This window comes from Sphingobacterium sp. T2 (assembly GCF_000814685.1).
Classification (GTDB): domain Bacteria; phylum Bacteroidota; class Bacteroidia; order Sphingobacteriales; family Sphingobacteriaceae; genus Sphingobacterium; species Sphingobacterium thermophilum.
Genome location: NZ_JXAC01000078.1, coordinates 1 through 9,451 on the forward strand (window position 1 = coordinate 1; position 9,451 = coordinate 9,451).

11 protein-coding genes, 1 tRNA gene and 1 pseudogene are annotated in these 9,451 nt (G+C 43.9%); 4 read left to right on the plus strand and 9 right to left on the minus strand.

The features are described 5' to 3' along the window. From SD31_RS05910 to SD31_RS05935, 7 genes and pseudogenes are all read right to left on the minus strand, one after another. The coding region (locus SD31_RS05910; protein ID WP_039053452.1) for a glycosyltransferase at nt 1-386 on the minus strand (386 nt) is incomplete at its 3' end. Continuing rightward, nucleotides 387-1,336 (minus strand): annotated as a pseudogene (locus SD31_RS05915) (glycosyltransferase family 2 protein). A gap of 15 nt (nt 1,337-1,351) precedes the next feature. Next, entirely contained in the window at nt 1,352-1,957 is a 606-nt protein-coding gene (locus SD31_RS05920; RefSeq protein WP_052258706.1) for a DUF4199 domain-containing protein, read from the minus strand. Further along, entirely contained in the window at nt 1,957-2,631 is a 675-nt protein-coding gene (locus SD31_RS05925) for a hypothetical protein (RefSeq protein ID WP_156138230.1), read from the minus strand. The genes SD31_RS05920 and SD31_RS05925 overlap by 1 nt, the downstream gene beginning before the upstream one ends. Nucleotide 2,632: 1 nt before the next feature. Further along, a complete protein-coding gene (locus SD31_RS20730; protein ID WP_316929788.1) occupies nt 2,633-2,890 on the minus strand; it encodes an amidohydrolase family protein in 258 nt (85 codons plus the stop codon). Then, nucleotides 2,871-3,899 (minus strand): dihydroorotase, encoded by a 1,029-nt coding sequence (locus SD31_RS05930; protein WP_316929789.1) that lies wholly within the window; start codon nt 3,897-3,899, stop codon nt 2,871-2,873. The genes SD31_RS20730 and SD31_RS05930 overlap by 20 nt, the downstream gene beginning before the upstream one ends. Nucleotides 3,900-4,088: 189 nt before the next feature. Continuing rightward, nucleotides 4,089-4,658 (minus strand): UbiX family flavin prenyltransferase, encoded by a 570-nt coding sequence (locus SD31_RS05935; protein WP_039053453.1) that lies wholly within the window; start codon nt 4,656-4,658, stop codon nt 4,089-4,091. A gap of 390 nt (nt 4,659-5,048) precedes the next feature. On the opposite strand from SD31_RS05935, the gene SD31_RS05940 reads away from it, so the two are divergent. Continuing rightward, complete coding sequence (locus SD31_RS05940; protein ID WP_231561229.1) at nt 5,049-5,717, plus strand: ankyrin repeat domain-containing protein; 669 nt, start codon at nt 5,049-5,051, stop codon at nt 5,715-5,717. On the opposite strand, the gene SD31_RS05945 is transcribed toward SD31_RS05940, so the two are convergent. Both SD31_RS05945 and ribD read right to left on the minus strand, forming a co-directional pair. After that, entirely contained in the window at nt 5,702-6,985 is a 1,284-nt protein-coding gene (locus SD31_RS05945) for a DUF2851 family protein (protein ID WP_039053454.1), read from the minus strand. The two genes, SD31_RS05940 and SD31_RS05945, sit on opposite strands and share 16 nt — an antisense overlap. Nucleotides 6,986-7,012: 27 nt before the next feature. Continuing rightward, the gene (gene ribD, locus SD31_RS05950; protein ID WP_039053455.1) at nt 7,013-8,068 is read right to left on the minus strand and encodes a bifunctional diaminohydroxyphosphoribosylaminopyrimidine deaminase/5-amino-6-(5-phosphoribosylamino)uracil reductase RibD; all 1,056 of its coding nucleotides are present in this window, start codon (nt 8,066-8,068) and stop codon (nt 7,013-7,015) included. 64 nt (nt 8,069-8,132) lie between these two features. Between ribD and SD31_RS05955 the strand changes: the two genes are divergently transcribed. From SD31_RS05955 to SD31_RS05960, 3 genes are all read left to right on the plus strand, one after another. Beyond that, a complete protein-coding gene (locus SD31_RS05955; protein ID WP_231561230.1) occupies nt 8,133-8,816 on the plus strand; it encodes a N5-glutamine methyltransferase family protein in 684 nt (227 codons plus the stop codon). Beyond that, the gene (locus tag SD31_RS18605) at nt 8,794-9,006 is read left to right on the plus strand and encodes a hypothetical protein (protein WP_231561231.1); all 213 of its coding nucleotides are present in this window, start codon (nt 8,794-8,796) and stop codon (nt 9,004-9,006) included. The genes SD31_RS05955 and SD31_RS18605 overlap by 23 nt, the downstream gene beginning before the upstream one ends. Before the next feature lie 152 nt (nt 9,007-9,158). Next, a tRNA-Lys gene (locus tag SD31_RS05960) sits at nt 9,159-9,234 on the plus strand. Nucleotides 9,235-9,451: the final 217 nt, after the last annotated feature.

Consider the following 9,451-nt stretch of genomic DNA (forward strand, 5'->3'; position numbering starts at 1 on the left):
TCTTTCACTCCAATACAGAAAGATTCGTGCGCTGCATCTGGCCCTCCAAAGGCGTCCCAGCCGTTACGTGCTATGGCGTCCTTAACCTTCTGCAGATAGTCCGCAGGTACAAGTATATCGGAATCAAAGACAATGAAGAAGTCGCCCTTGGCACGTTCAAAACCATAGTTGCGGGCCTTGCCCTGCCCCTCATTTTCTTTGAAAAAGTATTTGACATCCAATCTGTCGGCATAGTGTTCTATGATATGCTTGGCAGGTCGTGTAGAACCATCCTCCACGATAATGACCTCAAAATCCTGGTACGTCTGACTCAACAAAGAGTGCAGCAGCTCCTTGATTTCGTCCGGTCTATTATATAAAGGATGATAATTGAAAAAAACATGCAACTAAATTACTCTTTCGATATGATACTTGTTTCGCTCCGAACTATTGCGGGACACCAATTCAGCGATAAAACCGGTAAGAAACAGCTGGGTACCGATCATGATAGCCAGCAAAGACAGATAGAACAAAGGCTGATCCGTCACATTTCGGTACACTGTACCGTTGGCTATGCTGATAAGCTTGTCGGCGATAAGATATATGGTGATGAAAAATCCTATAATAAAGCTCAACACCCCTACCGGACCGAAAAAGTGCATTGGTCTTTTGCCAAACTTGCCGACAAAGACAATAGACATCAAATCCAGAAAGCCCTTGATGAACCTTCCGGGACCGAACTTGGTCTTGCCGTACTTGCGTGGATAGTGCTGCACGACCTGCTCCTGAATATTAGAGAAGCCTGCCCACTTGGCAATCACAGGAATGTAGCGATGCATCTCTCCATATACTTCTATGGTTTTCACCACATCCTTCTTATAAGCTTTCAACCCGCAGTTGAAGTCGTGCAGATTATGAATACCTGACACTTTACGTGTTACGGCGTTGAAAAGCTTGGTAGGTATGGTCTTCGAAGGCGGATCATAACGCTTCTGCTTCCATCCGGACACCAGATCTGCTCCCTGATTTTTACGCGATCGTAGAGCTCAGGAATCTCATCCGGGCTATCTTGCAGGTCGGCATCCATGGTAATGACCACCTCGCCCTGTGCAGCTGCAAAACCTACATTCAAGGCAGCAGACTTACCATAGTTGCGGCGAAACTTAATTCCTGAAATCTGGTCGTGACTTTTCTTTAACTCCGTAATGATATTCCAAGAACTATCGGTACTTCCGTCATCCACAAGAATAATCTCATAATTGAAATTATTTGCATGCATGACCCTGCGAATCCAATCCGTCAATTCCGGCAGTGATTCCGCTTCATTATATAGAGGTATGACAACCGATATATCCATATATTGCTAGTACTATTAATTGTTTGTCGTATTATTGGTTTGCAACAATTTCTCGTTTCTCGTTATTGCCGCCAATATCAAGGAAAAGATAAATTGCATAAGGATAGATATCATCAAGCCACGGAACACGTCCTTGAAGCTGATATGGCCAATGGCATTCATTTGTTCTTCCAGAGCGGCCACCCTAGAGTCTATAACCTCATTTTCTACGCCACTATTCTCCATCTGCTCTATCGTCAGATTTATCGTATTGCGCAACACGTCCTCCTGAATCCCCGGATTGATAACATGCACATACAGCATGGTGCTCAAAGTAGCTATGACCGTAGAGATCAACAGCATGAGGAATGTAGACTTCAACGCTATGGAAAAATTCCATACCCCCCCATTTCTTTTGCGTAAAGAATACGTAAAAAAGAGGGCGATAACCATATACAAAATGGTGTTTATCCCAAACGATAAGGCGGTCAACACCCAAAACGATTGTACAGCCTTACTGATATACAGAACCAATATGCCCAACACTAAAGAGATTACGCCCAAAACAATTCCATATTTGGTGCTTTCCGTCTTGTTGAACCGTGCGTTAAATCCTGCTTCTGTAAATTTTGATTCTGTCATTATTGTTTATTGAAATTAACGATTACTTCGTAAATAGCCGTTTCGTACGACCTGTTGGCAGCATGTGAGGCGAACTCTTCCACCTGCTGTGCTGAAGGATTCGGCTCGAAGAAGAAAGCCATCAACGGATAGAACAGCTCATACAGTTCCTCCATAGGCGTCACCGACTTCGACACACGCGCGATTTCAGAATAATCCGACTCTACCAAAATTTGGTTTGCAATAACTTTTTCATAGATACGGTACTCGTCTTGAAATTCATCTTCTTCCACCAAAAGAAACTCTTTCAGATAATCTCCCAACTCAGGCTCGATGGATTCATCGGCACATTCTCTTAAATATAAGAAAATATTGAGTAATTCCGTTCCACGATCTATGGTATCCTCTTCGATCTGTTCCCATTCCGGAGATTCAAGATAGTCGTCTTCCAGCTTTTTGACATCTTCGGCGAAGAAGTTAATCATCAACAGGTCGAAAACCACTTCACGCATTTCTTCGAACTCTTGGTAGTCGTCGAAGACTTTGTCCATGGCTTCCACCTTTTCCATAAAAGGAGCTTCTTTTTGGAAAGCCTCCCTCACTGCAGCTACAAAAGCCGCGCTGTCAATATTTTCATATTTGGCATAAGCCGCAATTCCGGCTTCCAATGCCTTGTTAACTTTTTTGTCTATCATGTTAATTATTTTCTATCAATTGATTGTTATTTACAATCAACTTCACTTTACCCACCAATTCTGTTCCAAACAATGGGTTATTTTTGGATTTTGACTTATTCGTCGTTTCGTCAAACACCCACTTCTCTTTAGTGTCAAACACCACCAAATTAGCTTTTTCTCCTTTTTCTAGTTTAGGCACCTCAAGACCTACGATTTTACGAGGGTTCAAGGCCATCTTCTCCACGATCTGCTCTTCATCAAGACCTGCCTTCAACAACAGCGGGAATGCCGTTTGAAGACCTGTGATACCATTTTTGGCGATATGGAACTTCTACATTTTTGAATTCCACCTCCTGCGGAGTATGTTGAGATACTACGGCATCGATGACCCCATCCTTCAAACCTTTCAACAGCGCTTTCACATCTTTCTTGGCACGTAGCGGAGGACTCACCTTATAGTTAGAGTCGAAGCCTACCACATCCTCATCCGTAAATACTAGGTTATGTGCCGCCACATCGCAGGTCACCTTAAGGCCTTTGGCTTTAGCCTTTTTGATCAGCTCTACCGATTCTGCTGTAGAGATTGTAGTGAAATGTATAGGTGCGTCATTATATTCAGCCAAATAGAGGTCGCGCGACACCATCAATGATTCAGCGAGATTAGGAATACCTTTCATGCCGAGGTATGTACTCATCACGCCTTCATTCATCTGATTGCCGCCGGCTACCGACTCGTCCTGCGCAAAAGAAATGATAAGACCACCAAATCCTTTGGAATACAACAATGCTCTTCCCATAAGGCCGGCCTGCTGCACACTGCGATTGCCGTCCGAGAAGGCTATGGCTCCTGTCACCTTCATGTCGTACAACTCAGCAAGCTCGTTGCCCTCTCTCTTTTTGGAGATAGCTCCTATAGGATATACATCAACGGCATTACCTTTGGCAGCGTTTACCACCAAAGCCACTTCCGCACGGCTGTGTATAGGAGGATTAGTATTAGGGTGTACCGCAATGCCGGTAAAGCCTCCCGCCGCTGCTGCCGCCGTACCCGTAACAATATCTTCTTTGGTCTCGTATCCCGGCTCACCTATATTGACGTTAAGGTCGAAAAATCCAGGTGCCACACACGCTCCTGATGCATCGATAACCTTAACGTTATTTTCTACTTTTATGCTTTTGTTTATATCGGCAATTACTCCGTCTTTTATCAGAATATCTACTTGTTGTTGATTAAAAATATGTCCTGGTAAAACTAATTTAGCAGAAGTAATTAAAAATGTACTCATGAGTAGTTTTTGTTGAAAAGTTTGGGATTATGGATTTATACGAATGAGATATATTTTGATGTGAAACTGCAATTCCACCTAAGCATTCAGCATGAAATATGCCCGATAGATCAAAATATAGTGAGTGTATCATCAAAAGACAAATGTAAGGAAAATTGCGTAGATAATTCTTAACAAAACACGATTAAACTACGAGTTTTCACCCCAGCGGAAGCTGTCTATCTTTAGGTCCAGCAGAGACAGCACACGGTCCACCACTGTGGCGGCAAGCTCTTCCATAGTTTTTGGTCGACTATAGAAAGATGGAGATGCCGGACAGATAATACCTCCCGCCTGTGTTACAGTAAGCATATTCTGAATATGGATAGCGTTAAGAGGAGTCTCACGTGTCACCAACACCAGCTTTCGGCGCTCCTTCAAGATCACGTCGGCAGCCCTAGTCGTTAGGTCCGAAGAGGTTCCCGTGGCAATACGTGCCAATGTACCCATAGAACAAGGACACACCACCATACTTTCATACTGTGCCGAGCCCGAGGCAAAAGGCGCCATGAAGTCCGTTTTTGAATAAAACGTGAAATCATAATCATTGTAAGAAGTATTTCCCAGCTCATATTGCCATACATCCTTGGCATTGTCGGACATCACCACCCCCACAGCCTCCAGCTGATCGTGAAGCAAGGAAAGCTTATCCAACAATACTTTGGCATAAATGGAGCCCGAAGCACCCGTAATGGCTACAATGATTTTCTTCTTTTGCATAAACAAAAATACACAAAAAGCTCCGCAACGACGAATTTTTGCTGCTTATCATAAAGAATCACCATAATCACAAAAGAAAAGGGTCGAATAGAGTTATTCGACCCCTACATCTACCTATGAAAAACATGCCCCTGGGGAGGGCATAACAAAATTACACAAATGAATATTAACTAAAATAACAAACGAATACATTCTAAAAATTTTGTAGAAAAATCGCTACAAAGCCCTCTACAAGCTCATAAAGCCACTTTTTTCAACTTCTTCCTTCAAGCTTACATTTAACACATTTAACTTTTAAGAAAACACATATTCACATGTATTTATTTTATCCACATATACTAAAATTTTTCGGATTTTTTACTTACTTAGCTGTAAAGAAACAAACCTAACATGAGCATAAGCATTTTAGAACAATATATTGAAACGGGCAATCACTTAGACCTAGAACATCTGCTTAACAAAGATGCTTCGATCCTAAAGGAGAAAACCAGCCACGATATATCGCCTTTGCTGCTGGCTTGCTACTACAACAAAGACAATGTAGTACAGACCATCCTTAAGTTTACCACTACGATTACTATCCACGAAGCTTGTGCTGTAGGTCTTCTTCAACATGTACAGATGATGATTGATCACAAAGCCGATATCGTCAATGAGCTTTCATCGCATGGCTTTACACCGCTAGGTGTTGCCACCCACTTCAATAAAGAAGATATAGTAAGACTTCTTTTGACCCATAAAGCCGACCCTAACTTATGCTCTCAGAATGGATTTAATGTATATCCCCTTCATGCTGCACTGGCCAACAACAACAGTGAAATAAGCAAAATGCTTATCGAAGCGGGGGCCGACGTTAATGTTGTACAGCACGGAGGATTCACTCCTCTCCACCTGGCTTGTCAACATGGAAATATAGACCTTATCATCATCCTCTTAGAACAAGGGGCATCCGTAGAAGCACGCAACCAAAACGGAGAGACACCTTCCGACTTGGCGCTGCAAAAAGGTTTCCAGCGAAATCGCCGACATTCTGAAAGTTTAGCCTACCGGAGACAGTAGTACCCTAAGGCGCAGTCGAGACAGCGTTTCACCACACAGTAAGATTTGTACAGCTGAAGGATGGCCTGCCCGTCTCCCGCTGAGCGGCTCTGCACGCCCAGCTCCCGGAATTTACGTATGATGTTATTATCCTCTGAAGGCAGCAGCGACAGCCATTCCACAGCCTTATCCTTCAGTCTTTCGTCGCCTAAAAACCTTCCATAGGCAAATAATACGGGAACAAAAGTATTGACCACCAGATGTGTTACAAAGCTTTCCGTCACCGTTGCCGGATGAACCTTGGTCACCTTCCCAAAATGAAAATGTTCATTCCAATAGGAAGCTACCTCTACCTCTCTGCATGCCTGCATAACGGTTTCCAGACTATTTTCCCGTATATATTCGAACCATCTTACGCGCTGTCTTAGCAGTGCACATAGCTGCGCCAACCGGATGGTCGGGAAATTATAGGGCCGCATACGCATAAACTTCCAGCTTTCCTTCTCCATGGGCTGCAGTCGATGTAGCATCTTTAGATACTGGAACTCCTCTTTCAGCTTGCGGGCATAACTATCTTTCATCTCCGACATATCCAACAGCCCAGCACAACCAAACAACAGTGCTTCCAACTTATCTTCCTCTTCTGCATATTTGTATATAAGATTGAGGGGAATACTTTTCATCAGTCGCTCAAAAGCATGTTGGTTTATTGCCATACCAAAAGAGCGGGCCAAGGAAATGATGGTCACCTTCTCCCAGTCGTTAGCGGTTTGCTCCAACCATTCTTCGATAAGTAGCGACTTGGTTTCCAAACGCTCGATAAGCACCCTATCCAGCCAGCTGTACACATGAAAAGAGGCTATTTGTGGCAGTCTATAAGCACAGGCAATAGGATGCTGCTGCTGCATAAGTTCCATATACCTTTCCGGCAAGGAAGGGTCCACAAAGTCTTTCATTGCCAAGGTAGGGATTTCGGTACCATCTTGGCGCAGCACTTTCTCTCCCTCATCCGCTTCCCAAACTACATGGAGTATGGTCGTATTGTAACGCGCATCGTATTGGTGGTTGTGTCGGTTCCAGTCCTGTGATTCCACATGCATTTCCACATTTCCTGCCCAGACGGACCCGTTGAGTCTAATTTTGGCAAATTCGAAGTCCGCTCCGGCATCAGTATTGTACTGGCCAAAGTCCAGAATCTGCAGCTCCTCCCCTGCCGTGGTCTTAAGATTTTGGGGATTAATAAGTTTGTAACGCCATATAAAATGAAGCAACTTCTCCGGATACCTCATTTCACGACAGAATTAACTTATTGAATATTACTTATTAATATAAATATTCAACACGTTACTTCCAACTTTTAATGTTTCTTTGCTGGCTACAGGCAACTTAGGAGAAGGAATGCCGTCGTCCCAAACGACATCACCTGTGATGACGCGTGCCTCATCCCAAAGGTTAGCATCAATAAATTGCTGAAGGGTCTTCGCTCCTCCCTCGATGATAAGGGACTGTACGTCCATTAGAAACAGTTGATATAATATGTTTTGCGGAAGATAGAAGTCAAAATTTTCCAACTCTATATACTTGAGGTGTGCTTTCCAATCGGTCTTCACCGCATTGAAAATGATTAAATCCGAGTTAGTGATAGAAAACAACTTGGATGTCTCCGGCACTTCCAGATTTTTGTCTATGAGCACGCGTTTCGGCGATTTACCTTTCCAGAGGCGCGTATTCAGCGAAGGGTTGTCGATAAGAGCTGTGCGTGTGCCGACGAGGATGGCATCCTCCTCCGAGCGCCATTTATGTACCAGCTGCTTACTCACCGGACGCGAGATCCATTCCTGACGATCCGCCTTGGGAGCAAAATAGCCGTTTTTTGTTTCTGCCCATTTAAGAATCACATAGGGGCGCTGTTGCGTGATACGCGTAAAGAAACGGCGGTTAGCAAATCTACATTCCTCCTCCAGTACCCCTACTTCCACATCTATGCCGGCGTCACGGAGGATCTGAACTCCCTTGCCATTTACTTTGTCGAAGCTATCCAAGCAGCCTATGACCACCTTCTTCACCGGAAAGGAAGCTAACATGTCCGCACAAGGTGGTGTCTTCCCGTAGTGGGCACAAGGTTCTAACGACACATAGACCGTAGATTGACGAAGCAAAGCCTTCCCTTCCACCTCTCCATAGTTTGTTAACACCTCTTGGATGGCATTTACCTCCGCATGCGGTCCTCCGTAGGGAGAGGTAAAACCTTCTCCGATAATTTTATCCTCGTATACGACCACCGCCCCTACCATGGGATTGGGACTCACAGACCCGGCACCTAACACCGCCAGATCTAGGCACCGCTTCATATAGCGCTCATCTACCGTCATAGTGCAAACTTAACATTTTGCAGATTTAAAAGAAAAGAGCCTTTGAATATTGTAGTTTTGTAATATGCAAAGAACATGGAAAGACATAGAAAGCGCCTACATCAAGATCTTGGCATCCCTTTACCCCGAAGGTGAGAGCAGAGAGCTCTTCTTCCTTGCTGCTGAAGAGGTTGGCGGACTTCGCAAATATGAGTTTTCACTCCTTAAAAATGAAGCCGTCGCGCAAAACATCGATAGCCGCCTGCTACAAATCCTCGACCAGCTTGCCATGGGAAGACCTATTCAGCATATTTTGGGGAAAGCGCCTTTCTACGGTCAAGAATTCTTTGTCAACGAACATACCCTCATCCCACGTCCGGAAACCGAAGAGCTTGTGGACTTGATCATTCGGGATTGGCGGGATGCCTCCTCCATCAAGCTTATAGACATAGGTACCGGCACAGGATGTATTGTCCTTTCCTTAGCAAAGCACCTTAATGCGGACAGCTGGGCAGTAGACATCTCCGCTGAAGCTATTGCTGTGGCCAAGAAAAACGCCCAAGCCCTGAAGACGGACGTCAGCTTCATACAGGCCGACATCCTGGAATGGGAATTTATGTTTTCCGAAAGACAAAATTTTGACATCATCGTCAGCAACCCTCCCTATATTACACCTGCAGAGAAGGAAGAAATGCACCGCAACGTCTTACAGTACGAGCCCCATCTTGCTCTTTTTGTAGAGGAAAGTGCTCCCCTTCTTATTTTATGACCATATCGCCGACTTTGCCTTACACCACCTCGCCGAAGAAGGCACGCTATATTTTGAAATCAACCAGTTTCTAGGAGAAGAAACGGCAGATTTGTTGAAGAAAAAGGGGTTTAGCGTGGTAGAACTCTTCAAAGATATCAACGGCGCAGACCGCATAATACGGGCAAAACGCAAAAAGAGCCTTCAATAGACCTACAACGACCTTTTTAACAATATTTTTTTATTCTGAAAAACAAATAGTTAAAGAAAATATTCAAAAATAAGCGTCGAATATTTTGCAGCAGAAAGATATTTTCCTACCTTTGCAGCACTTCAAACGAAGAAAGTAACCGAAAGGTTAAAGATTCCGTAGCTCAGCTGGTAGAGCAATACACTTTTAATGTATGGGTCCTGGGTTCGAGTCCCAGCGGGATCACCAAAAAAGCTCAATCGAAAGATTGGGCTTTTTTTATTACCATTACAGAAAACAAACTTATCGAACTAAGACAGACAGTCTTCAGAAAACCGTAGAATTTTTATTAACATCTCTTCTGAAGCTGCTCATAAATGTGAAGACAGAAAGCTAAAGTTTGCTTCGCAACGGTTTTTGGGGTAAAAAAGTGAAGTTTGCGTGGTAAATGATTTAATAATAATTT